This window comes from Paenibacillus sp. J22P15, from assembly GCF_056269345.1.
Genome location: NZ_JBWDNT010000009.1, coordinates 139,678 through 163,178 on the forward strand (window position 1 = coordinate 139,678; position 23,501 = coordinate 163,178).

At 42.9% G+C, this 23,501-nt stretch carries 21 protein-coding genes; 15 read left to right on the plus strand and 6 right to left on the minus strand.

Annotated features, from left to right (window positions below):
- Positions 1-330 precede the first annotated feature (330 nt).
- Positions 331-852, plus strand: a complete 522-nt coding sequence (locus AC0YN6_RS19225) for a VanZ family protein (RefSeq protein WP_475748771.1) — start codon at positions 331-333, stop codon at positions 850-852.
- A gap of 110 nt (positions 853-962) precedes the next feature.
- Entirely contained in the window at positions 963-2,147 is a 1,185-nt protein-coding gene (locus AC0YN6_RS19230; protein WP_475748772.1) for an acyltransferase family protein, read from the plus strand.
- Positions 2,148-2,215: 68 nt separating this feature from the next.
- On the opposite strand, the gene AC0YN6_RS19235 is transcribed toward AC0YN6_RS19230, so the two are convergent.
- Positions 2,216-3,100, minus strand: coding sequence for an AraC family transcriptional regulator (locus tag AC0YN6_RS19235; RefSeq protein ID WP_475748773.1), 885 nt, complete (start codon positions 3,098-3,100; stop codon positions 2,216-2,218).
- Positions 3,101-3,262: 162 nt separating this feature from the next.
- On the opposite strand from AC0YN6_RS19235, the gene AC0YN6_RS19240 reads away from it, so the two are divergent.
- The 9 genes from AC0YN6_RS19240 (at position 3,263) to AC0YN6_RS19280 (ending at position 14,364) form a co-directional block, all read left to right on the plus strand.
- On the plus strand, positions 3,263-4,669 hold the full coding sequence (locus AC0YN6_RS19240) for an MATE family efflux transporter (protein WP_475748774.1): 1,407 nt from the start codon (positions 3,263-3,265) through the stop codon (positions 4,667-4,669).
- 101 nt (positions 4,670-4,770) lie between these two features.
- Complete coding sequence (gene infC, locus AC0YN6_RS19245; RefSeq protein WP_475748855.1) at positions 4,771-5,259, plus strand: translation initiation factor IF-3; 489 nt, start codon at positions 4,771-4,773, stop codon at positions 5,257-5,259.
- Positions 5,260-5,485: 226 nt separating this feature from the next.
- Positions 5,486-7,840 carry an FdhF/YdeP family oxidoreductase gene (locus AC0YN6_RS19250; RefSeq protein WP_475748775.1) on the plus strand — a complete coding sequence of 785 codons (2,355 nt, stop codon included), beginning with the start codon at positions 5,486-5,488 and terminating at the stop codon, positions 7,838-7,840.
- 57 nt (positions 7,841-7,897) lie between these two features.
- Positions 7,898-8,707, plus strand: coding sequence for a formate dehydrogenase accessory sulfurtransferase FdhD (gene fdhD / locus AC0YN6_RS19255; protein ID WP_475748776.1), 810 nt, complete (start codon positions 7,898-7,900; stop codon positions 8,705-8,707).
- A gap of 59 nt (positions 8,708-8,766) precedes the next feature.
- Positions 8,767-10,485 carry an ABC transporter ATP-binding protein gene (locus AC0YN6_RS19260; protein WP_475748856.1) on the plus strand — a complete coding sequence of 573 codons (1,719 nt, stop codon included), beginning with the start codon at positions 8,767-8,769 and terminating at the stop codon, positions 10,483-10,485.
- A 198-nt stretch (positions 10,486-10,683) separates the two neighbouring features.
- A complete protein-coding gene (locus AC0YN6_RS19265) occupies positions 10,684-11,178 on the plus strand; it encodes a hypothetical protein (protein ID WP_475748777.1) in 495 nt (164 codons plus the stop codon).
- 39 nt (positions 11,179-11,217) lie between these two features.
- Positions 11,218-11,676, plus strand: a complete 459-nt coding sequence (locus AC0YN6_RS19270) for a right-handed parallel beta-helix repeat-containing protein (protein WP_475748779.1) — start codon at positions 11,218-11,220, stop codon at positions 11,674-11,676.
- Positions 11,677-12,462: 786 nt separating this feature from the next.
- Positions 12,463-13,593, plus strand: a complete 1,131-nt coding sequence (locus tag AC0YN6_RS19275; RefSeq protein WP_475748780.1) for an acyltransferase family protein — start codon at positions 12,463-12,465, stop codon at positions 13,591-13,593.
- A 117-nt stretch (positions 13,594-13,710) separates the two neighbouring features.
- Positions 13,711-14,364: a DUF4145 domain-containing protein gene (locus AC0YN6_RS19280; protein WP_475748781.1), complete on the plus strand. Its 654-nt coding sequence runs from the start codon at positions 13,711-13,713 to the stop codon at positions 14,362-14,364.
- 107 nt (positions 14,365-14,471) lie between these two features.
- Here the strand turns inward: AC0YN6_RS19280 and AC0YN6_RS19285 are convergent, their stop codons facing one another.
- Together AC0YN6_RS19285 and AC0YN6_RS19290 are read right to left on the minus strand one after the other, a co-directional pair.
- The gene (locus AC0YN6_RS19285; protein ID WP_475748782.1) at positions 14,472-14,639 is read right to left on the minus strand and encodes an acyltransferase; all 168 of its coding nucleotides are present in this window, start codon (positions 14,637-14,639) and stop codon (positions 14,472-14,474) included.
- A 604-nt stretch (positions 14,640-15,243) separates the two neighbouring features.
- Entirely contained in the window at positions 15,244-15,375 is a 132-nt protein-coding gene (locus AC0YN6_RS19290) for a hypothetical protein (RefSeq protein ID WP_475748783.1), read from the minus strand.
- 352 nt (positions 15,376-15,727) lie between these two features.
- On the opposite strand from AC0YN6_RS19290, the gene AC0YN6_RS19295 reads away from it, so the two are divergent.
- The 3 genes from AC0YN6_RS19295 (at position 15,728) to AC0YN6_RS19305 (ending at position 18,276) form a co-directional block, all read left to right on the plus strand.
- Positions 15,728-16,138: an HIT family protein gene (locus AC0YN6_RS19295; RefSeq protein WP_475748784.1), complete on the plus strand. Its 411-nt coding sequence runs from the start codon at positions 15,728-15,730 to the stop codon at positions 16,136-16,138.
- A 6-nt stretch (positions 16,139-16,144) separates the two neighbouring features.
- Entirely contained in the window at positions 16,145-16,645 is a 501-nt protein-coding gene (locus AC0YN6_RS19300) for a hypothetical protein (RefSeq protein WP_475748785.1), read from the plus strand.
- 137 nt (positions 16,646-16,782) lie between these two features.
- Positions 16,783-18,276, plus strand: coding sequence for an RtcB family protein (locus AC0YN6_RS19305; protein ID WP_475748786.1), 1,494 nt, complete (start codon positions 16,783-16,785; stop codon positions 18,274-18,276).
- 396 nt (positions 18,277-18,672) lie between these two features.
- Here AC0YN6_RS19305 and AC0YN6_RS19310 read toward each other — a convergent pair whose 3' ends face one another.
- A complete protein-coding gene (locus tag AC0YN6_RS19310) occupies positions 18,673-19,782 on the minus strand; it encodes an ATP-binding protein (RefSeq protein ID WP_475748787.1) in 1,110 nt (369 codons plus the stop codon).
- An 83-nt stretch (positions 19,783-19,865) separates the two neighbouring features.
- Between AC0YN6_RS19310 and AC0YN6_RS19315 the strand changes: the two genes are divergently transcribed.
- A complete protein-coding gene (locus AC0YN6_RS19315; RefSeq protein WP_475748788.1) occupies positions 19,866-20,771 on the plus strand; it encodes a DUF4275 family protein in 906 nt (301 codons plus the stop codon).
- Here the strand turns inward: AC0YN6_RS19315 and AC0YN6_RS19320 are convergent.
- Both AC0YN6_RS19320 and AC0YN6_RS19325 read right to left on the minus strand, forming a co-directional pair.
- Positions 20,749-21,501: a DUF6843 domain-containing protein gene (locus AC0YN6_RS19320; protein WP_475748789.1), complete on the minus strand. Its 753-nt coding sequence runs from the start codon at positions 21,499-21,501 to the stop codon at positions 20,749-20,751. The two genes, AC0YN6_RS19315 and AC0YN6_RS19320, sit on opposite strands and share 23 nt — an antisense overlap.
- Before the next feature lie 1,249 nt (positions 21,502-22,750).
- On the minus strand, positions 22,751-23,500 hold the full coding sequence (locus AC0YN6_RS19325) for an ABC transporter permease (RefSeq protein WP_475748791.1): 750 nt from the start codon (positions 23,498-23,500) through the stop codon (positions 22,751-22,753).
- Position 23,501: the final 1 nt, after the last annotated feature.

The following is a 23,501-nucleotide window of genomic DNA, read 5'->3' on the forward strand; positions in this document are numbered from 1 at the left end:
GTGGATAGTTCAGTGAACATTAAATAACTAGACATCACAATCAACCTCGTTTCTTGTCTTTTAGTAATAATACCAAACTTTAGGCATATTGACTATATATAAATTAGGACTTTTATACCTGAATACAAAAATGGTATAGATGGGTTATATTTCTTTTAATGCATATACAAAGAATTTACATTGCCGCCGGCTGCTTTACTTATACAAGTAAGCCGGTTTTTGGCATTTCGTTCGGGCTGCTATAATGACAAAATTTTGTTTGTGCGTTTTTTTCAAGTATGATAGAGAGAAATAAGTAAACGGGTTGTTTGGCAGGAGGTGCAAGTGAACATGTACAAACGAGTAAAATGGTTGCCGATCCTATTATGGGGATTATTGTTAGTAGGGTGGCTTGGGCTCTTATTTCTATTCTCATCCCAGACGTATGAGCAGCAGAGTATTCAGCCGTTTTTGCGCAGCACTTTTAGTTCTGAACAGCTTATAAGGTGGCTGCCTGATATGACAATTAAGTATCGAACAAGCATCATTAATTCACATGATCGGCCATATAACTTTATTGAGTTTCTATTCCGCAAGGGAGCACATTTGTTTGTATATGCCACGTTGGCTGCTTTGCTGTTCATGTTCTTTCGTGCACTTAGCCGCGGGCGCTTGATAGTTTCGATTGTGCTTACACTGCTGGTTGCAATCGCGGTTCCGGCTTTGGATGAATGGAATCAACTCGGCTCTGATGAGCGTACGGGCAATGCGACGGATGTTGTGCTTGATTTTGCAGGAGGATGTACGGGCTTGCTCGTTTGTTTGTGCGTGTTGGGGATGGTTAAGCTAAGCCGATATTTAAAAAGAAGGTAATTATCTTAGTATAGGCATTCTATGAAAATAGTTGCGGACAAAGCGGGCTGCTATCCATTATAATCGTCTTTGGTATTATTAAGATTCGATAAATGTGGGGGAATTGCAGCTTGCAGCGCTATGAGGAATTAGATTCACTTCGAGGATTGGCGGCACTTGCCGTTATGGTTGGCCATTTCTTACTGGTGTTTGCACCAATCGCGCAAAATACTTCGGAACTTGGCTTTCTAGATTACCCGCTTAACCTGTTTAAATACACGCCGCTGCATGCGATATGGGGCGGACATGAAGCGGTCATTATGTTTTTTCTGCTCAGCGGATTTGTGCTTTCCTTACCGTTCTTCAGCAACCGCCAGCAGTTGTATTCCAAATATGTAATTAAGCGGATTTGCCGCATTTACATTCCGTTTCTTGTTGCTTTGGTCATCGCTATTATGATGAGAGAAGTCGTCTATGTGTCAAAGCTGACGAATTTAACGAGCTATTATAACAATTTGTGGGTCATACCGCCGAATGTAACCTCGATTATTCATCATTTGCTGTTTGTTGGAAACTACAATACGACGAGATATGATCCGATCATCTGGACACTTGTTCATGAGATGCGTATCTCACTATTATTCCCTTTTATTATATTTGCAGTTGTGAAAGGCGGCTGGAAAGTCGGATTGCCACTCGCGCTTTCGTTATCTATTGGTGCAGAAATATTGCTTGCTAACTTTGAGACACGTTATACGACTAACTTTGTAGTCTCACTGCATTATGCCTCATTCTTTATAGTAGGCGGGCTGCTAGCCAAGTATCAGAGTGAGCTGAGGGCAGCATTCTCAAAGTTAAACGGCTGGTGGGTCACCATCCTTCTTATTCTTGCACTTTGCTTCTATTCATTCAAATGGATCGGCTACGGCGAAGATTTTCATGACATGTTCATGCCGCACGGCGGCGATTGGATGACGGCTATCGGTGCGTCAATCTTCATTATTGCAGCAATATCGTCTGTGCGATTATCGCGGCAGCTGCAGCGGAAGCCGTTGTTATTTTTGGGTAAAATCTCTTATAGCCTCTATTTATATCATATGATCGTGCTGTTATCGCTCATTCATCTGCTGAATGGTGAAATAGGTACACCGTTTATCGTGATGCTGGCGTTTGTAGCTTCGTTCGGTGCAGGGGCGCTAAGCTACTATTTCATAGAGCTGCCGTCCATTCGCTTAGGCAAGCGGCTTACAAGCTGGGGCAATCATCCGAATTTGGCTGCTGGAAATCGCGGAGACGGTGTTTCACCAGGTGTATGATAAAAAAATGATAAAACGAAGGAACGGTTCTCCAAGCGGGAGCCGTTCTTTTCTTTGTGTACGCATCCTTATCCGTGAGAGAACCGTTGTCTATATTTGCGAGGCGAAATATTCTCATATTTGGCAAAGCAGGAGGCAAAGTAAGCCGCGTGGTTGAAGCCAACTTCCTCTCCGATACGGGCAATAGGCAGGTCCGTTTGGAGCAGCAGCAGCTTCGCTTGTTCGATCCGGAAACGCATAAGGTAATCGAATGGGGCACAGCCAAATTCTTTCTGCATGCATCTCGCAATATATACCGGATGAAAGTTAATGCTCTCCCCCAGCTCCTGTGCGGTTATGCTTTCCCGATAATGCTCTCGTAAATAGGATGCAGCCTGTTCGGCGCATAAGGTGGAGGGCGAAGGGCCTTCGGCTTCCATGGAGGCAGATAAATGCTCGATCACCTCTTGGAACACCACCTGCTGCTTCCATCTCACGCTGGGAATGTGATCATTCATATTGAGCTGAACCAACTGACGCACCAGGCTGTCCATCTTGGTGGGCTGCAGCAGTTTAGCAAACTGGGGCAGCTGTTTCGTAAAGGTTTGTGTCGTGTAAATGTTCGAGGTAAGTATTCTTGTTTTGGCACTGTCTGCTTGCACCTCTGGAGCGGATTGATCCGAAATGCTCCATACCCCGGTCGTCTGGAAATGAATCCAATAATAAGCCGTTTGCTCCTCACATGCACGTGTAGCGTAATGATGAGCGTCCGGTCTTAGAATGAGTGCATGCCCTGCCCTCACTTCATAGTGCTGATCCTCTTCTCCCATATATAAACAGCCGCGCGTGACGACAAGCAAATCAAACACATTAATGTTGCGTCTGCTTGGATGCCTGCGTCCTATAGGAGCAACGGTATACCCTCCGATGATATAGTGCGGAAGCGGCGGGATCGTCATATGAATGATCGTCATATTAGCAGTTTCTCCTTCAAATGTTGAAGTTTGAATCGTTATAGTTTCGGTTGTAAAAATGATACATCAAGCTCAGTATAGCATCTATAATTTGAAATGACGATTGACGATATGACCACGGATACGGCCTCTCAAAGGCGACCGATGCAGGAGGACAACAAGATGGCTTTACCTGACAAAAAAATTTCGCTCTGGATGCTGGCTTGGCCCATTTTCATAGAGCTGTTTTTACAGTTTTTACTCGGAGCGGCGGATACGCTGATGGTCAGCCGAATATCGGATGATGCTGTTGCCGTAGTTGGCTTCTCTAACCAGCTGTTTCAAGCATTGACGACTTTATTTATTACTATCGCTAGTGGGGCAGGTATCCTTATTGCGCAGAAGCTAGGCTCCAAAAATAGTGAGGATGCGCGTACAATTGCTATTATGGCAGTGAAGGTGAGCGCCATCATTGGGCTTCTGCTTAGCGGTCTGCTGATTCTCATTCCAGGCGAGATTGCTGCGGTGCTCCAGCTTCCAGAACATTTAATTCCAATGGCAAAAACGTATATAACCATTGTCGGGGGCGGCATGGTGTTGATCGCGTTGATGTCAGCGCTTAGCACATCGATCCGTAATACGGGCAACACAAAAGGACCTATGTATACGGCGATTGGTATGAATGTGGTGCATGTTTTTTTGAACTATGTGTTTATATTCGGTGCATTAGGTTTTCCAAAATGGGGCTTGATGGGCGTTGCCATCTCAACTGTACTTTGCCGCTTTCTCGCCACGATTGTGCTGTTCATTATGTTTCTAAGCTCCTTTGAGCGTACGATTGCTTTGCGCGATCTTAACCTATTTAATCGTAAGCTGTTTGGCGAGATTTTACGTATTGGATGGCCGCTTGGCGTAAATATGTCCTGCTGGGTATTTACACAGCTGCTAATTTTCACCTTTTTGGCAATTCTCGGCTCTAACGAGCTGGCGGCACGAACCTATATGAATACGCTGGAATCGTTCTGCTTCATGCTTGGTTATTCGATTGCGCTGGCCGTGCAAATTCAAATTGCCCATTTATTTGGCGCAGGACGCATAAAAGAGGCTTATCATGTCGCCTTCCGAGCGATGTGGATCGGACTTGCGGTGGTGACGGTTAATGCGTTTATTATTTTCTTATTTGGCCGTCAGCTGCTGGGTATGTTTACAGAAAACAAAGAAATTGTAGCGCTGGGCGTATCTCTGCTCGGAATGAATTTACTGCTGCAGCCAGGTAAAATGGTTAATATGGCGCTCGGCAACTCGCTGAATGCGGTAGGCGATACCCGGTTCACGATGTGGATCTCGGTATTCTCGATGTGGCTGATTGCGACGGGGCTCTCTTATTTTGTAGGAATCCACCTTGGCTGGGGCTTGATCGGTATTTATGCCTGTATGATCTTGGATGAGTATGTCCGCGGAGCGCTCTCGCTCATTCGCTGGAGAGGCAAGAAATTTCTGCGTAGAGCGGAGCGGGATGAGACTGAGGGGAGAATGATCATAGATAGCGGCAAAGATGCAACGCGTAAACAAACCGCGCTGGACGTCTAATAAAAGCGTATAATAGAGGAAGGGAATATGACAGCTCTTATCAAGTAAAGCTGCTATTTTCCGTATTCACGGTAAGGGAGCGATAGGCTGACATGGCATCGATGGTCATTATGAATGAAAAGATACGTGCCTCCGAGGTGCATTTGACGGGCTTGCGGGGTGAGGATCTTGGCATTATCTCTCGCGATGAAGCGCTGGCGAAGGCGCGAGAGTTGAAGGTGGATTTGGTTTGCACCTCGCTGATGAGCAGTCCCCCGCCATGCAAGCTGGTAGCGAAAGGACAAGCGAAGAAGCAGGCGGATCAAGAGAAACGCGGTGCTAAGGTGAAGGAGCAGCCAAGTAAAATCAAGGAGCTCCGCTTGACTGCGCATATTGAGGACCATGATTATGATACGAAGCTGCGGCAAGCGGCGAAGCTTCTTGCTTCCGGCAATGGTGTCCAGCTTGTGGTTCGTATACAAGGCAAGGAAGGACCAAAGGCAAAGGAACTTCTGGAGCGTATGCTGAAGGATCTAACGGAGAGCGGCAAGAAGCAATCTGGCATACAAGTAAGCGGAAAACAAGCGGCAGTGCAAGTTCTCCCTCTGTGAAGCTAAGCTTGCTGGTATGACGACGGTGGCAAGCAACAGGAGGAAGCGGAAGCTTTCTCCTGCGGCTCTTTGGGATGTTGGAAGGGGAAGGCTGGACGATGGGGTGGCAGCGCAGAGTAAATCATTTTTTTTAAAAAATGAGTTGTATACGCTTACTTTGTATGTGATGGTTTATTGAGATACATGTTATTCATTCCATAATGATCATTAACGAGGTGAATTATTAATGAAGAAAACAATACATACAGGTCCGATTAAACTGCCTAAAGTGCCAGATCCGAAGCTGTGGGTGAGTAAAGCGCCTTTTGGACTAGGGCGCATCAAGCCGCACCACATCCGAGATACGATCAAAGTCGTATGGGATAACAGAGACAGCTTGCCCTATGCTTTCCGAATCTTGACGAAGGGAGTGTGCGATGGCTGTGCGCTTGGCGTATCCGGACTATATGACCAGACGCTGGACGGCCCGCATATTTGCACGACGAGGCTGAATGTCCTTCGTCTGAATACGATGCCTGCAATTAAAGCTGAAGTGCTTCATGCTGATATCGATGAACTGCGCAAGCTGGACAGTACACAATTGCGCAAGCTGGGAAGACTGCCATACCCACTTATTCGAAGCAAGGGGGAACGAAGCTTTCGCAGGATTTCATGGGATGAAGCGCTAGACCGCATCGCTGCCAAAGCTCGAGCGATTGACCCGAAGCAGCTCGCCTTCTACTTAACGGCGCGAGGCATTACGAATGAATCGTATTATGTGGCTGCGAAGGCAGCTAGGCTTATCGGTACGAACAATATCGATAATGCCTCCCGTATTTGTCATTCCCCATCCAAGACGGCGATGAAGCGTTCGATTGGTGTAGGAGCCTCAACCTGCAATTATAAGGACTGGATCGGCACGGATGTGCTTGTGTTCTGGGGCAGTGTGGCTGCGAACAATCAGCCGGTATCGACCAAGTATATGTATGCGGCTAAGCGTAAGGGAACCAAAATCATCGTGATCAATCCGTATCGCGAACCGGCAATGGAGGGCTACTGGATACCGTCCATACCGGAATCGGCTCTCTTTGGCACGAAGCTGGCTGACGATTTCTATCAGGTTAATATCGGCGGTGACATTGCATTCATGCACGGCGTAATGAAAGTCTGGTTCGAGATGGAGGAAGAGCAATTAGGCTCGGCAATCGATCATGCTTTTGTAAGCGAGCATGCGAATGGATATGAGGAGCTGAAGGCTCATATTCAGCAGCAGAGCTGGGAGCTGCTGGAGCAATCGTCCGGACTTACAAGAGAGCGGATGCGGGAGTTTGCAGCGCTGCTTGCTGCTGCAAAGTCAGGAGTATTCGTGTGGAGCATGGGTCTGACACAGCATCGGTTCGGTACGGACAATATTTCGCAGGTAGCGAATCTTGCGCTGCTGCGTGGTTTTCTTGGGCGAGAGCATTGCGGCTTAATGCCAATTCGCGGCCATAGCGGCGTTCAAGGCTCAGGCGAAATGGGGGCTGACCCATTCAGCTTGCCTGGCGGTGAATTTAAAGGCGAGGATATTCACCGTGTGGAACAGCTTTGGGGCTTTAAGCTGCCGGATTGGCAGGGTGACATTGTAGGCGTGTCGCTTGAGAATGCTTTGCTGAAGGAGCGTGCTGATCGAAAGCTGAAGCTGTTCTATACGTCGGGCGGCAATTTTATCGAGACGATGCCGGACCCCGATTTCGTGAAGCGCTGTTTAGAGAGTGTTGATCTGAGAGTGCATCAGGATATTGTACTGAACAGCTCGACGCTGCTCGATGCGAAGGAGGATGTTATCGTTCTGCCTGCGATGACCAGGTATGAGCAGCCGGGCGGCGGAACGTCGACCTCGACGGAGCGGATGGTTTATTACTCACCAACGATAGATGGACCGCGCATAGCAGAGGCGCGTGCGGAGTGGCAGATCTATGCGGATCTGGCTGCCCGTATTCGACCTGAGCTTAAGTCGGCTATTACGTTCAAGGATGCGGCTGCTGTAAGAGAGGAGATTGCTCTGGCCTCGCCGAACTACGACGGTATTCAGAAGCTGCGGAACCAAGGTGATGTGTTTCAATGGGGCGGGGCATGGCTGTGTGAGGATGGTCATTGCCCAACTGATGATGGCAGGGGCAGTCTGCTGCCGATCGAACTGCCGGAGCTGCGCATACCGGAGGGACATTTCTATGCCACAACAAGGCGCGGCAAGCAGTTTAACTCCATGATTTATGGAGAGAAGGACGCCTTTAACGATGCCGGGCGCTACGATGTGCTGATGAGTAGTGCCGACTTAACTGCGCTGGCTATCGTTGAAGGGGATGCTATCGTTGTATATAACCGAAACGGAAGCTTCCATGGCAGAGCGAAGCAAGCGGATATTGCGCAAGGCAACATCGAGCTGTATTGGCCGGAGGGCAACAGTTTATTTGCCAAAGGTGTATATGAACCGCTAGCAGGCATACCTGAATATAACGTTTCGGTCATTGTGGAGCGGGCTGACACTTATCATGCTTTTAAGGATACGAAATATATCGAGAAGCGGATTGTAGAGCTGGAGATGGAGCCGCCGGCTTAGAGTTGCGGAGTTTGGAACAAAGCATAAGTAAGCTGAGCGTGGAAGGGGAGCATTCGAATGGATCTTTCAAACACGACCAAATGGCGCATCCTCAAATACGATGGCAGTGCCCATTGGGAGAAGGATGACGATATCGCTTCGGAATATCCGCTTACCTTGAAGGTGGACGGCGAGGAGTTTGCAACCATGGTATGCTCGCCGTCCTATTTGCAGGAGATGGTCATTGGATTCCTTGCTTCGGAAGGGGTTATTCGCGAGGCAAGGCAGGTGAAATCGCTGCGGATCGAAGAAGATACGGGTTTTGCCTATGTTGAGCTTGAGCATAAACAGACGATAAGTCATGATCATTACGCCAAACGGTTTATCGGATCATGCTGCGGGAAGAGTCGGCAGTTTTATTTTCACAATGATATGTTGACTGCCAAAACAATTATGACCCGCACGAAAATTTCGGCTGAGCAATGTATTCGCTTTATGCGCGGGCTGCAGGAGGCGTCCTCAGAATTTCGCAGCACAGGCGGTGTTCATAATGCAGCGATCGGAACGCCTTCAGAACTGCTCGCTGTAAGAACGGATATTGGGCGTCACAACGCACTTGATAAGCTGTTCGGTTATTGTTTGTTGCACGGTGTTCGGACATCAGATAAAGTCATTGCATTCAGCGGCAGACTTTCCTCTGAGGCGGTATTGAAAGCGGCGAAAATCGGCTGTGGCATTATGCTGAGCAAGTCGGCGCCTACTGATCTTGCGCTGCGCTTAGCGGAGGATTTAGGCATCACCTGCATAGGTTTCATTAGAGGCGGGGAGATGAATGTGTATACACATCCTGAACGAATCGATTTTGATGATGGATTGACAGCATGGTAGTGATTGTATATCATTTTAAATGAAAATGATTATCACTACGTGAGAAGAAGGAGTTAATGATGCTTTTACGATTTTTTTCCTACTATAAGCCTTACAAAAAGCTGTTTATGCTCGATTTCTGTTGTGCGGTGCTGCTGGCGATTCTTGAGCTGTGCTTCCCCTTGGCGGTCAGTTATGTAATAGATACGCTGTTGCCGGACGAGAACTGGGGACTTATCGTTACAGCTTGTGCGATCTTGCTGTTGATTTATATTATTAATACGTTTTTATCCTATGTGGTCACCTACTGGGGGCATATGCTTGGTATTAATATTGAGACAGATATGCGGAAGAAGCTGTTCGATCATGTGCAGAAGCTTTCCTTCCGTTTCTTCGATAATACGAAGACGGGGCATCTGATCTCGCGACTTACGAATGATTTGTTCGAGATCGGCGAGGTTGCCCATCATGGACCGGAGGACATGTTCATTGCTGCAATGACGTTAATTGGAGCATTCGGTATTATGGCCTTTATTAATGTGAAGCTAGCTATTCTTACCTTTGTTATTGTTCCTATTATCATCTGGCTCGTTCTGATGTTCAATGGCAAAATGACGAAAGCGGCTAATCGTTTGTTTTCGGATATGGCTGATTTTAACGCGCGTGTTGAGGATACGGTTGGCGGCATTCGTGTTGTTCAAGCCTTCTCGAACGAAAGCCATGAGAAGAAGCTGTTCAAGGTGAATAACCTGCGTTTCCGTGAAGCTAAGCTTATATCGTACAAAATTATTGGTTTGAACTCTTCGATCACTTACATGCTGATGAGACTGGTTTCTGTATTCGTGTTGATTGCAGGCACCTGGTTTGTTATTAAGGGAGAATTGAAGTACGGCGAGTTTGTGAGCTTTGTTTTGCTGACGAACATTTTCTTTAAGCCGATCGAAAAAATCAATGCGGTGATCGAGAGTTATCCAAAAGGCATTGCCGGATTCAAACGTTATGTCCAGCTGCTGGAGACAGCGCCTGACGTTGCGGATAAACCGGATGCTGTGGAAGTTGATCGATTACGCGGAAATATTGACTATCGTAATGTTACGTTTGGTTATGAGGGCGAAGCGAAGGTGCTTCAAAATATTAATCTCACGATCCGTGCAGGCGAGACGATTGCATTCGTGGGACCTTCCGGCGCAGGTAAAACGACGCTTTGCAGCTTGCTGCCGCGCTTCTATGAAATCAATGGCGGAGGCATCTCCGTCGATGGTTATGATGTTCGTGATTTGAAGCTGGAATCACTGCGGAAGCAAATCGGAATCGTACAGCAGGACGTGTTCCTGTTCGCGGGTACGATTAGGGAAAATATCAGTTACGGCAAGCTAGGCGCATCGGATAAAGATATTTGGGAAGCTGCGCGCAGAGCGAAGCTAGAGGAGTTCATCCACGCTCAGCCGCAAGGGCTGGAAACGGTAGTCGGTGAACGAGGCGTGAAGCTGTCTGGCGGACAGAAGCAACGGCTTGCCATTGCGCGGATGTTCCTCAAAAACCCGCCAATTCTTATTCTCGATGAAGCGACTTCAGCGCTTGACACCGAAACAGAAGCGGCAATTCAGCAGTCGCTAGCTGAGCTGTCCGTAGGTCGGACAACACTAGTTATCGCGCATCGACTGGCTACGATCAAGAACGCCGATCGTATCGTCGTCGTTACGGAAGAGGGCATTAGCGAGCAAGGCCGCCATGAAGAGCTTGTTACGGCGGGCGGTATCTACAGCCGCTTGCACCAGGCTCAGTTTGGGAATAGATAGTTTGGGTTTGAGATGGCTGCCGATGCTTAGGAATCGGCAGCCTTTGATTGTTTGTTAGGGAGTACCGCCACGTGTAACTAACTAAACACTGCTTGCTAAACTCCATAGACACATATTTATTTAGGCAGTTCTAGGTAGGTTATTTCAATTTGAAGGCAGCTGCTCCCGTATGAACTGCTATGCTGCACAAAACGATCAATGTATAGCAGAATTAGTCGGCCAGCATATTGCATAGTTAGCGGATATTGGACAATAAACATTGAAAATTATAAGACAGTAGGGAATACTTATCAAGATGCCGTTGCTGATGCAATAAGTAAAATAAACAGCACAATTAGTGGGAAGAAAATATATAAAGTTATTTTCCCAAACAAAGACATTGAACTTAACAATACTATTAAAATCAAGTCTAATATGTTTATTGATTTGAACGGATGTAATATTAAGAGAGCTAATGGACTAGACTTCCACATTTTTAGCACTGATGAAACCATTTTGAAAAATATAGTAATAGCCAACGGAACAGTTGATGGCAATGGTGCAAATGTTACAGGGAGTGTCAACGGGAGATTTTTAGAGTTAAATAACAGTCAAAATGAAAATATAATTATAGAAAATGTAGTATTAAAAAATAACAAATCACATGTAATATCTATTGCCAATGGTACGGATATTACTGTACAAAATTGTTAAATTATTAGCGATTTAAATGGAATTACAAGTTCTGCGATATTGATTTATTATCCAGCAAAACCAGGTAACAAAAGAATCAAAATACTCAATAATTATATATACAATGTCACTGGTGACAATATAGTTATAGGGGGAACCACGGAATATAAAGGTACAGACTGTATTATCTCAGGTAACATAATAGAAAGACCTTGTTCTGGTTCGAACTCCAGTAATAGACTAGGAGCAATTCAATGTGAAGGCGGTTCTGCTCAAAAAGCCATTGGTTTTGAGAATATTATTGTTACAAATAATATTTTAAAAGGTTTAGATTCAGCAGGTACCAATTATGATGGAATTATGATTGTATCAGGGAAGAATGTTATTATTTCAGGAAATATTATTAATGGCACAACACATGGAATTTCAACTTCTCAGAGCGAAACTATTATCATTTCGGATAATATTGTTGAAAAAACACAACAAAACGGTATTTTTTTAGTGGAATTAAGGCTGTAATAAAGGTTAATAATAACAACGTTATTGAACCAAATAAAAACACAACAGAAATAAAAGCAGGGATATTATATTCCATTTTACAGGATAATTTGTATGGCAATACAAATGTGATTATATCTGATAATTTTATTTTAATGGCATCGGATTCTAATATAAACTCAAGAGGTATTTGGATTCAAGCTACTGTTGCTTTAACAGCATCGATGGGAAGTGTTACTTTAAAAAACAACGAAATTATAAACAATTTAAACAATGGCTTTAGTATGAAAATGGAAGGAGGTTCCTACGTAGATTATATTATCGAAGGTAATATAGGTTATTAAACTCGAAGCAGAGGTTCCGTTACTATGTTGGCTGGAACAGGTGTAGTAGATTTCCCTCATGGACTAGGATCTGTACCTATTTTTTGTGACTTGACTGGTAGGTCAAATAATGCCACTGACTTGTGGGTCGATAGTTTAGTTTGGTCTTCTGGGAATAGAATAAGAATAAAGAACAAAACTGCTGTAATTGCTGCTACTATAATAGATTGGTTAGCAGAATGTTAGGAAAAAACTCCTCCTATTAAGAGACCGCTACAAAAGGTAGTGTTTGTGAAAAATAAAGAATTTAGGGGGTATAAATATCTCTCCCTGAAGGCGAAACGAGCCTTAGAAGCGATTCTAGAGGCTCGTTTTTTTAAACTCTTTTGTTGTTCTGGAAAAAAATGGACTTTTGCAGCGGTCTATATTAAACCATTATTTTTTTTGATACAATTGAAGAGTAAAATAATGTAATGGAGGAAAAATGGTGCAAAGAAATAATGGTAGATACGAAGAATTAGATTCACTAAGAGGAATAGCATCTGTCATAGTTATGATTATGCACGCATTAAATGTTTTTATGATATGGGACTACCTTAATCCTATAGTACAAAGAAGTCCGTTAAGGATTTTTTGGGCTGGGCATCAATCAGTGATTTTATTCTTTGTTTTAAGTGGTTTTGTTTTAACATTACCATTCTTAAAAGGTAATCAAATATACTCAGTCTTTATGATAAAAAGAATTTGTAGGATATGGATTCCTTACATCATAGCAATTTCGATTGCGTTAAGTATGCGTATTGTATTTGGCGAGGGAGAAATTGCTGGGGTTTGGGGAGCGGATTTGACATTTAACAATATCCTCAATCATGTATTGTTGATTGGGACTTTTGATCAGTCAACAATAAATCCGGTCGTATGGTCATTAGTACATGAAATGAGAATTTCACTTATTTTCCCCGTATTAATTCTAATGATTATTCGATTTGATTGGAAAGTAAATTTTACAATTGGACTTTTACTCTCTATTTTAGGTGTAACATTACATCTTGTATTTATTGACCGGGTGGATGAACTAACAAATTATTTTTCAACACTACATTACATTTCCAGTTTTATTATTGGCTCCTTAATAGCCAAGAAATTAGATTTACTAAAAAAAATGTTTATTTCATTAAAAAAGATTGCTCGCATCTTGTTAGTTTTAGCTAGTTTAACAATATTTGCTTACGGAAGTTATTTAAATAAAAGTTTATTAACTGAGTACATTTCAGATTGGGGAGTAGGGCTTAGCGGTGGGTTAATTATTATTGCATCACTAAGTTTAAAGCAGCTATCAACTTTTTTAAATTTACGACCAATTTTATATATTGGAAAAATCTCTTACAGCCTTTACCTTTATCATTTGTTCATCTTTTTGGTCATTCACTCAGTCTTTTCAACGCATATAAACATATTGATTCTTTTGACAATATCAATAGTTCTAACTTTTATTATTTCAAGTCTTTCTTATCATTTTATCGAAATGCCTAGCATTAAATTAGGAAGACAATTAGTCAGTAAATTAAGCAGAAAGAAAGTTTCCTTACAGCTTGAAAAGAATCAAATTCTGTAATAGGAACATATTACACAATCGGTGGATACTGAGAATTACACAGTTTGGTTGAAATTCTTTTCATATGAGTTAATTTTTGTTATTATTAATTTTTATCTTGTAAGGAGGCTGAAATATATGAAATCAACGCTTTTTGAAGTGGATCAATTAAGTTTGAAATGCATAACAAATCCCGATACCACCAGTGAGTATCCTTATCTTTGGCATTTCCATATCCCTCTTTTGCCTGCCTATTCAGTGGAGTACTTTACAATACAATTAGACGGGGTTGTAGGCTCATCTAGTGGTGAAGATAGAATTGATGGGACCAATGCAATAATTGCGTCAAAAGTAAGCCAGATCGACAAACCTTTTTTATATATACTGATAGAACTACACTACCACGGTATTAGAGATTATAGTCTTCTATTTCCTTGGATAACTGATGAAGAACTTCGAATTAGGCTAGGTATGTTTTATGAAGAGGCTGAAAAAAACTTTGACCAAGGTGCGTGGCTTTCATTCGCATTAATGTGTGGAGCTGTATTCGAAGGTCTGTTGTTTGCAAAGTTCTATTATCCTTTAAGTACTGACACGTTTAATACAATGATAAATCAGGCTGAAAGTGCAGGACATATTAACTCTAATCAAAAAGCCATAATGCATAAAGTTCGAGAGTTAAGAAATATTGTACACGGAAATAAATTCAATACACCTTATATAACAAGAAAAGAAGCAATGGATACAAGAACAACTTTAAATAAATTGGTTAAAGAATTCAGTATAAAGTAAGTGGTCGTTTCTTAAATTAACGATTTTAGAAAGTTAACAGTGGAATATTGCACACTAGCAGAGTAGGATCATATTACGCAACACAAACTTGGAACTTGTTACATCGACTAGAATTTTTGCACGTAAATGCAATGTTCGCATGCTCGTCCGATATTTTCTTTCGTTGTTGGGTGTCTGAAATACGTTTCAAAGTCTCCACAGACTGAGCATTCTACATCATGAACGGGTTCCCGTTCGCCAAGAATTTCATCTAATAAAAAATCGAATTTCTTCATTTTACCTCCACCTTTCTGAATTTATTAATGACTACATTAACAGTAAATTGTTGAAAAGTACGTCGAAATTAGAATGTAGAAATTTAGGGGGTTTTCAAATGAATTGGACTAAGAAGTTCGTATGTAAAATATATAACTTCGCATTTGGATCATATTACGCAACACAAACTTGGAACTTGTTACATCGACTAGAATTTTTGCACGTAAATGCAATGTTCGCATGCTCGTCCGATATTCTCTTTCGTTTTGGGTATCTGAAATATGTTTCAAAGTCCCCACAGACTGAGCATTCTACATCATGAACGGGTTCCCGTTCGCCAAGAATTTCATTTAATAAAAAATCGAATTTCTTCATTTCACCTCCACCTTTCTGAATTTATTAATGACTACATTAACATTAAATTGTTAAAAAGTAAGTCGAAATTAGAATGTAGAAATTTAGGAGATTTTCAAATGAATTGGACTAAGAAGCTCGTATGTAAAATATATAACTTCGCATTTGGAACATACTGCGCAGCAACATAGTACAAAAAAGACCTTCTCGAGAAGAACCTCGAAATGGTCTTTTTTACTTCAAATAAAAAATGCAGAACTATATGGTTGACTAATCTCTTTTCAGACGTCGTCTTGGCTTAGACCACGTTTTGATCCACACTTGGTCTTCGTCATCACGGTAAAAACGAATCCCAATCATTTTCAATGGAGACCATATTTCTTTGAAATAGTAATTCGGCATTTGTTGTCTCTCCTAATGAGATAGTATATAAATAGTACTATATTCCCATTTGTAGAATTTTTTTGTAACATTCTATGTGATAATTGTGATTTTCTTTACTTAATAGATCTATCGAACTTAGTGTAGACGATCCAATAGAAACCTGACATTAGGCTAGAAATGGAGGAGACTTTGCAGAAACACAGTTCATCACCCTGCTAGACTAATATTGAAAGGCTTGAAAAACAGCTAGCTCGAAAAACCTTGTCGATTACTTCTAAATAAAATGATAAATTATAAATAGTGGAAAATGAGTGAATTCGTGATATCCATTATCTATTTCCATGAAGCGAGAGTAGAGGAGGAGCCAACAATGAATGAAAACCACTGTCTCGGTTGTCAGCTTGCCAATCATTTGATTGATACACATATCATATATGAGAATGAGTTGGTGACTTGTTTTCTAGATATAGAGCCATTAAATGAAGGGCATATGCTCATACTCCCCAAGCAGCATTACCTTGATGTTGATGACTTAGATGAAATGACGGCAAATGAGATTATGAAAGCATCTGCGATGATGACGCGGTTATTAAAGAAGCATTTTCAGCCAGATGGTATAACGGTTATTCAGAATGGCGGCAAATTTAATGATTTGACGCATTATCATATGCATGTGTTTCCGCGTTACGATTCGGATGGGTTTGCATGGGTGGAACCGCTAGATCTTACAAATGCGAAGGAACGTCTTAGCGAGACACGAGAGAAGCTTACAAAGGAGTGATCTCTTTTGCAGAAAATCATTGTAGTGCTCGGTTGTATCGTCCTTATCATTGCTGGAGCCTATATTTATTTGAAAACCAATCCTCCTTTATCCGCAGGCGCAAGCGCTTCTTCAAACGATAGGCAGGTCGTCTTAGTTAGTGTTGGTAATGAAGGTTACTACGGAGCAATTGAAATCGAAGAGGTGTTTGTAAATGTTAACGCTGCCCCAGCTCGGGTGAAAATGCAAGTAAGCAATCATTCGAAAGGATTTATTATATCAGACCGCTTCGAAGGGACGGAAGAACGAAATTACACGTTTAAAGCGCTTGATGAGGTAACCCTTCCAACAGGATCATCCCCGCAAGAACAAATGGACAAAGTGAATAGCGGCAAAGCCACACAGGCGGATCTTATTTTTGCCCTTACAATTGGTCATACAACAACGATCGAAACCGTCACCATCAAATACCACCACCTCGGCATCTCTTATAAATTAACGATCTCAACTACGGCGGTTCAACTCTAAAACTGTAAAAGTTTAATGATACGAATAGGATTACTAGCTGCAACATTAACATGGTTATTATTTTATGACGCTAACGATGTATAACGATAAATGATATGGATTAGCAATGATTTTAAAAACAAGAAGGATGGGATAGATTGAAAAATAGTTCATTTGAAGGTTTGGAACACGTTTCGTTTTTTCTGAGTGATGAAGTACCAGTGGAGAAAAATGCGCTCGAAGAGCTTTCATCTCTGTTACAAGTTAGGCAAACGATTGAAAGGTTAATCGATGCTGATCCAGGGATGTTTGCAGATGTCACGCCCGAGCTTTCAGAAATAGCGATTACACCTGATTTTCACAAAGGAAGCGGCATTCCGATTGGTACGACGATGTTAACCAAAGGATTTGTACTGCCGCAAGCGATTGGGAACGATATTAACTGTGGGATGCGTCTATATACTACAAGTCTTGTAGAAGAAGATATCCGCGGAAACTTGGAGTCTCTGGAGAAAACGATACGCCATCTGTTTTTTGAGGGAGGGCGCAACATTCCGATGACATCCGTTCAGCGTGAAGCTCTGCTTAAAGAAGGGTTAGAGGGTTTGCTAGCGACACACGGAACTATGAACAAGAAAGGAATCTGGGACGCGTATGATTCTGCCCAACAAGAAGAAGATCTAAAACGGGTCAATGCACGAGGTTCTTTTAAAACAGAGCAAGCAGAAGGGTTAGAATCGTTTATCGGTAGTCGTGAGGTTGGCTATGATGACCAAATTGGGTCAATTGGCGGTGGCAATCATTTTGTAGAGGTTCAGAGGATAAAGTCCATAAAAAACGGTGCGATTGCAAGAGAATGGGGGCTTAAGGTCGGTCAGGTCGTTGTAATGATTCATACGGGCTCCGTGTCGGTCGGTCATCATAGCGGCGGGAGATTCAAAGAGATGTTGATGGGGCTTTACCCGAAAACGCTGCCCCGTCCTGATAACGGTATCTATGTGCTGCCACAATCGGAACGGTATGCCAATGAATGGGGAAGATTCTGGTCCTTGCTTCATAACGCGGCTAATTTTGCCTTCGGGAATCGATTATTTCTAGGCCTCATGATGAAAAAAGCACTGCAAAAGGAAGTTGGAGACTTTGACTACAAATTACTCTACGATGCACCTCATAATTATCTCTGGCAGGAGAACATAGATGGACAATTAGGATATCTGCACCGCAAAGGTTCATGCACGGCAAAGTCGGCGGAGCAAATGGCAAACACACCGTTTCAGTATACGGGAGAGCCTGTATTTATTCCTGGTTCTATGGGCGCTAGCAGCTTCATCCTTGCAGGGCTCGGCAATCGGAGCAGCCTCTTTAGTGCAAGCCACGGCGCAGGCCGTCGATTATCAAGAGGAGACTCTCTACGAGTTGATGATGAACAGTTTCGAGCGTTTGTAGCGAAGTTTAGAGTAATCACCCCGATCGACCCGAAACGCCATGATCTAAAGGGACGAACGGATATTGTTAAGAAATGGGAAGAGGAACTGAAGAAAGAAGCGCCTTACGCGTATAAGGACATTTCGCCAGTCATTGAGACACACATAAAATATGGCATGGCAGATATAGTTGCGGAAGTTGAGCCTATTTTGACTGTAAAAGGATAAGCAAGTTATTCATTCCGATGAAATATTCCTTTAGTGCAATGGCAGGCTCTTTGGGATGCATCCTATTAAGCAGTCTTTTATTGTTTTTTAACCCCTATTCGAAGACGATAGCCGACAAAGAGACTATTTTAATCGTGATAATCATGTTAATAGTCTCGGCATGTTTAGGAATGGTAGCTTCTTTTTCGAAAAACCGAATCTTAATGCTGATCTGATAGTATTGGTTTCCGTTATAGGCAAACAGATAAATACGGTGTCACATGGCAATTAAATCTTGAATAGAGCTGAATGCTAGGAAATTTATAAAATACTGCTAAGAAGCTGATGCAGAAGGTGATGGAAGTATTCCGCCGCCTTCTGCACCGTTTTGACGCAGCTTAGCGTTTGATGAAGATACTATAGAATTTCAGTCCTTAAACCGGGAAAATCCGTTTCTATTGCAGCTAAACGCTCTGCCAGTAGAGCCTTATCAACATTATTCTTAAAAATGTCCGGATTTGGCTTAAAGGTAACGCTGGTACCTGTTTCTTTAGTAATCCCTATGATCAGCAGCTCATTCTGCGGAATGCCATGTTTGAAATCTTGACGGAATACTTTCCCTTCCCGACGAACTTCTACGGAAAGTCGTTCAGACAAAGCGTTTACGACAGGCATATTAATACCTTTGAGTCCTTCGTTAGCAACGACGGATGCGCTCGGATTATAATGTCCGAGTTCCGTAAGAACGGTTTGTACAGGTGTTTTTTTTGAATGAGGGAAGGCTTGAATAGGAATCCCGCGGCCATTATCGGCAACGGTTATACTTCCATCACTATGGAGTACGATACAAATCTCAGAACTATACCCCGCTTGGTGCTCTACCACCGAGTTATTAATGATAGCCCATAAAAGATGATTCGGATCATGCCCCTCTTGATTTTCGCCTAGATAGGCGTCTACGTTGTTTCTAGCCTCGGTCAACTCCATATAATGGCTCGTATCGAGCAGATCAGAAATGGCAGTCAACAGGAGAAGCAGCGGCAGCGTACGATGAGCAGGCAATGAATATTTACCTCCGCGTTCTTCTTGGATTAAAAGATCGGCGCCAAGCAATGCTTTGGTATGATGATAAAGCTGCCCCGTTGTTCCCAAGTTTAGTTGTTCTACAATTTCAGAGCCGGAGAGCGGTTGCTGCAGAACGGAATATAAAATGTCCAAGCGTTGTTTATTCCCTAGTGCAGCGAGTACTTTTGCCACTTTGTCTGTATCGAGGTCAAGTAAATGGCCGATATCCTTTTGCCTAGGTTCCCATCGCAGCCCATCGTGCCCACGATATTGTCCTGAATAAAATAAGGTACCTAAATCATCTGGAGTGTCATTATTTATAGGATTCTGACTATGCTCTACTGTCTTTGGTTGTTTTTGAGAAGGACGAGCGTTGATGACTTGATTAAGCATTTGTTTGAGCTCGTTCATCTCTTTGGTAAGCAGATCAAGCTCAGTGCCGTAATCTCTCGAAGCTGTCAAATGACATCACCTCTTGTTTATTTTGTATTACGTAATTACGTAATATTGTAATTATATCACTATTAGATTGGGAGGCACAAGTCATGTTCTCAAAAAAGAGACATATAAGCATTTCTATGGAGAGTTTGGTGGAGGGAGATAGCGATGCTCAGACCTCAGTTATCGTCACGTTCCCGGATTCCTCACAATGGATGGCGAATTTCTATACGTTTAACTGTATTGAATCGAATCGTGCTGACTATCTGAGCAGAGGGGATACGGAGTATATGTGGTCAGCAAATCCGTTGATTATCGTTGATAAAATAAGCCGAGCACATATCGAGCAGATGATCGATAAAAGCATTGATCAGAATATGTTTGATTATTTTTTTGAATATTTCGGTAAGGTTGAGGCAAGGGAGTACGGACAATATCCGGAAGGTTTTTTGAATAGTGAATCCACGATTGATCCAGATATTATCGTTCGTCAAGCGAGTACGCTGCTGCAGCTGCTGGAGCATTCAAATGATGAAATGAAGGAGTGTATTAAGCAATATCTGTTCGGTGAGCGGAAAGTGGGGATAGAGCATATCAAGCTGGTACCCAAGCTCGAAGCCAAAAATATCAGTGCTGTCGAGGCAGATATGGAGGGTGATGATTTAAAGCTTGCGTGGGAGCGGGTTTTTGCACGAGAATTGAATGCTGACGAAAAGGCTGCTATCTATTTTGAGCAGTTTTCATGGCATGTTTTTAGCTATAGGAAAACCCCTTGCTTGAGCAAGGAGCAGGCAGTGGAAGCATTCCTGAACGAAGAGAAAAGAGGGTGTTATGTCTTTTATCAGAATCATGATTTTGCCTTGTTCATCCAAGATGCAGCTCAACTAACCGCGGAGGATCTGGAAGATGAGCAGGACATCTACATTGTAGATAAGGATTTTAAATGGACCTATGTGGTGACCCATGAGTCTTCATGCGGACCCTATTTCGTTAAGGTACCGTATACTCGCTAATCGAGATTTTAGGATCAGAGCTATTTTTGAACGTTTCGCCTGGGATTGAAATGTCCTTTATTTTATTACCTTGCCCATCGACCAAAGTATGCCGAATTCCTCTAACTGGCCGAAGGCTGGAGGTTTTGTATATACCGTTTTCCGGTATTCTAATGACTTCATATCCTTTTTCCTTTGGGATGGGTGGATAATTAGCATCTCCATAATAGATGACGACAGTACCGTGAAATTGCTCAGGAATCTGATGGATAACAGGTCTATTTTTCTCAATTTCTGAGGTCAACATGTTAATGGGCACGTAGATGATGATTAGGGATGCAAGCAAAAACACTATATATCCTCGATCTTTTGTAGCTATGATTGAGCCTATCGTAAAGACGAGAGCGGAGCTGGCAAAAAGTATCATAAAAAGTCCGAACTCTGGTGAAAAAACATCCCTAATTCGCCATATCCCAAAGCCCATCAGGAAGGGAACGGATGCCGCTGCAATGAGGCTTAATCCAATAAGGAGGGCAGCACGCAGCATTATAGCTGCTCTTCGCAAGCGGAACATCAGGGTGTAGAACGGGAGAATAATGAAGAGATATGGCGGCAGCGTCCATATGACTAGCTTGCTTGCATCGCCTCCGAGCCCTTGGTCATAGATAAGTGACAAATAGGCTAAATAAGCGAGTACTCCTGCAAAATAGCTCGCTATAGCGACAACGACGTAAAATAGCTTCTGCTTCATATGCTTCTGCACCTCTTCTTCTTGTATAAGGGCATCGTACCTCTAAAGCATATCGTTTTCGCATATCGAGCAGTAGTTCTATCTTTTGTAGTACCGAATCGGGAAGGGAATGGAGTGCCTTGCTTCGTTAAATCCAAATTGCTGCAAGAGTTGAAACAGTAGTCTGAGAACACAGTGTGAAGCTGTTCGGGGGAAAGTAGCATATTGTCTTTACAAGTAAACTCCTCAAAAACCTCCAAAACTTATTTCCACGAAGCAACCTGCATGCTCGATCCAGAATCAGGAGCAGTGATTCCACTGTTTGTAACTAACTATTACAAGCCTACACAACCCAATCGACACACATTAGTTAATGGTGTTAAACGCCGCTGTTCCACTGTTAGCGGAATTCGTAGCCAACATTCTCGCTACATTGCAGTAAATACAATAGAAAGCTTACATGTGATTCGAAATAAGTGGCTACGTTGCAGAAATGCAGTAGAAAGCGACGCTTTAGGAGGGAATTGGGGAGGGTTTGGAGGTTTCTGTTGTAGAAACTGCAACGTAGCAGGGGATGTTACTTTATCGGGGCAGCTACGTTGTAGAAAGTGCAATGTAGCTGCCTCACCAACACTCGAATGATTAGTTACGTTATACTATTGGAACATGTGAGAAGGCATACTTTCGGTTTATTGTAGAGAGGCTTAAAAAGTATAAACATCACGAAAATAGATCTAGAAATTAGATCTAAATGCGCCAAACAAATCAAATCCGGACAAATAGATCTAGAAACTAGACTTAATACGTCGCGTGCCCACTCAATGTGCCTCAAAAGCCCGTTTATCACGAAAATAGATCTAGAAACTAGATCTAAATGAGCGAAACAAACTAAATCCGCACAATTAGGTCTAGAAACTAGACTTAATGCATCGCATCACCACTCAATGCGCCTCAGATGCACCGAGTTTCAAGTAAATACTACTCTGCCCGACTTTTGAATTATCGCTTAAACCGATACATATGGACTGATTTAAGACATAATGTCTACATGAACGAGAGAATCTTCCGTTGTATTGTATTTGCCTGAGAAAAGATACAGTAATAGGAGACGTTCGTTTCAATTAATTTTGTTGTGAGGAAGATGAATAGTTAACGCTCGCCCATGTGACCACCTAAACAAATAAGCTGCCCAACCCGCACTCACGAGGGGGTTGGACAGCTTATTTTTATCAAAGCAATTAAATCTACAAGTAATTTTCTATCGCGTACCCTATATTTCTTTACGAGTGAAATAAAGCAGGCCAGCTGCAAAAAATAGTACAAAGCTGCCCATGACCGTAACGAGCAAAGTTTCTAATGGAAGCGCAAACGCGCCAAACTCCTGTTCGCCGAAGCTCAGCATCGCGAGCATCGGCTGCGCCCAAGGATAAAAGGGAGCGAAGCGCTCCGAATTGACGATGAGCATATTAGGCAGGGTGAACATTACATTAATGACAAGCGGAGCGGCGAAGCTGCTCCAGCTCACAGATACGAGCAGCTGCAGCGCAGCGAGCGGGAGACAAGCAAGCCATCCGCTGCCGATTCCCTTCAGAAGCATCTCCCATGGCAGTCCGCCAACAATACCATGATAAGACGCCGCAAGGACGACAGCTCCAAGAAACAGCAGCTGTGTGATGGCAAGCAGCATAGCGACTACGTTGAATTTTGCTAAATAAAGGCCGACTCTAGATACGGGAAGTGTCAGCAATTGCTTCCAGCCTCCGCCAACATGCTCGTATCTGCATACGAAAGCGGAGAGAATTCCCGTTAAGATAGGCAGAAACAGCATAGAATGGAAGGAAGCCATCGAAGAAACGAGTAAAGCATATTGCATAGATTCCGATGTGGCATCATACGAATCAAACGATATTAACATGCCGATAGCTAGTGAAAGCAATGGGCTGAGCGGGATGAGTATCCATATAAAGCTTTTGGCTAATTTGAGCCGTTCTGCGGCGACGAGGCGAAGGAATCCATTCATT

What these genes read in the sequence shown, in the direction of transcription:
- AC0YN6_RS19225 (WP_475748771.1), top strand. Translation starts at nt 331, where the DNA reads ATGTACAAACGAGTAAAATGGTTGCCGATCCTATTATGGGGATTATTG.
- AC0YN6_RS19235 (WP_475748773.1), bottom strand. Translation starts at nt 3,100, where the DNA reads ATGACGATCATTCATATGACGATCCCGCCGCTTCCGCACTATATCATC.
- AC0YN6_RS19240 (WP_475748774.1), top strand. Translation starts at nt 3,263, where the DNA reads ATGGCTTTACCTGACAAAAAAATTTCGCTCTGGATGCTGGCTTGGCCC.
- infC (WP_475748855.1), top strand. Translation starts at nt 4,771, where the DNA reads ATGGTCATTATGAATGAAAAGATACGTGCCTCCGAGGTGCATTTGACG.
- AC0YN6_RS19250 (WP_475748775.1), top strand. Translation starts at nt 5,486, where the DNA reads ATGAAGAAAACAATACATACAGGTCCGATTAAACTGCCTAAAGTGCCA.
- fdhD (WP_475748776.1), top strand. Translation starts at nt 7,898, where the DNA reads ATGGATCTTTCAAACACGACCAAATGGCGCATCCTCAAATACGATGGC.
- AC0YN6_RS19260 (WP_475748856.1), top strand. Translation starts at nt 8,767, where the DNA reads ATGCTTTTACGATTTTTTTCCTACTATAAGCCTTACAAAAAGCTGTTT.
- AC0YN6_RS19265 (WP_475748777.1), top strand. Translation starts at nt 10,684, where the DNA reads ATGTATAGCAGAATTAGTCGGCCAGCATATTGCATAGTTAGCGGATAT.
- AC0YN6_RS19275 (WP_475748780.1), top strand. Translation starts at nt 12,463, where the DNA reads ATGGTGCAAAGAAATAATGGTAGATACGAAGAATTAGATTCACTAAGA.
- AC0YN6_RS19280 (WP_475748781.1), top strand. Translation starts at nt 13,711, where the DNA reads ATGAAATCAACGCTTTTTGAAGTGGATCAATTAAGTTTGAAATGCATA.
- AC0YN6_RS19285 (WP_475748782.1), bottom strand. Translation starts at nt 14,639, where the DNA reads ATGAAGAAATTCGATTTTTTATTAGATGAAATTCTTGGCGAACGGGAA.
- AC0YN6_RS19290 (WP_475748783.1), bottom strand. Translation starts at nt 15,375, where the DNA reads ATGCCGAATTACTATTTCAAAGAAATATGGTCTCCATTGAAAATGATT.
- AC0YN6_RS19295 (WP_475748784.1), top strand. Translation starts at nt 15,728, where the DNA reads ATGAATGAAAACCACTGTCTCGGTTGTCAGCTTGCCAATCATTTGATT.
- AC0YN6_RS19315 (WP_475748788.1), top strand. Translation starts at nt 19,866, where the DNA reads ATGTTCTCAAAAAAGAGACATATAAGCATTTCTATGGAGAGTTTGGTG.
- AC0YN6_RS19320 (WP_475748789.1), bottom strand. Translation starts at nt 21,501, where the DNA reads ATGAAGCAGAAGCTATTTTACGTCGTTGTCGCTATAGCGAGCTATTTT.
- AC0YN6_RS19325 (WP_475748791.1), bottom strand. Translation starts at nt 23,500, where the DNA reads ATGAATGGATTCCTTCGCCTCGTCGCCGCAGAACGGCTCAAATTAGCC.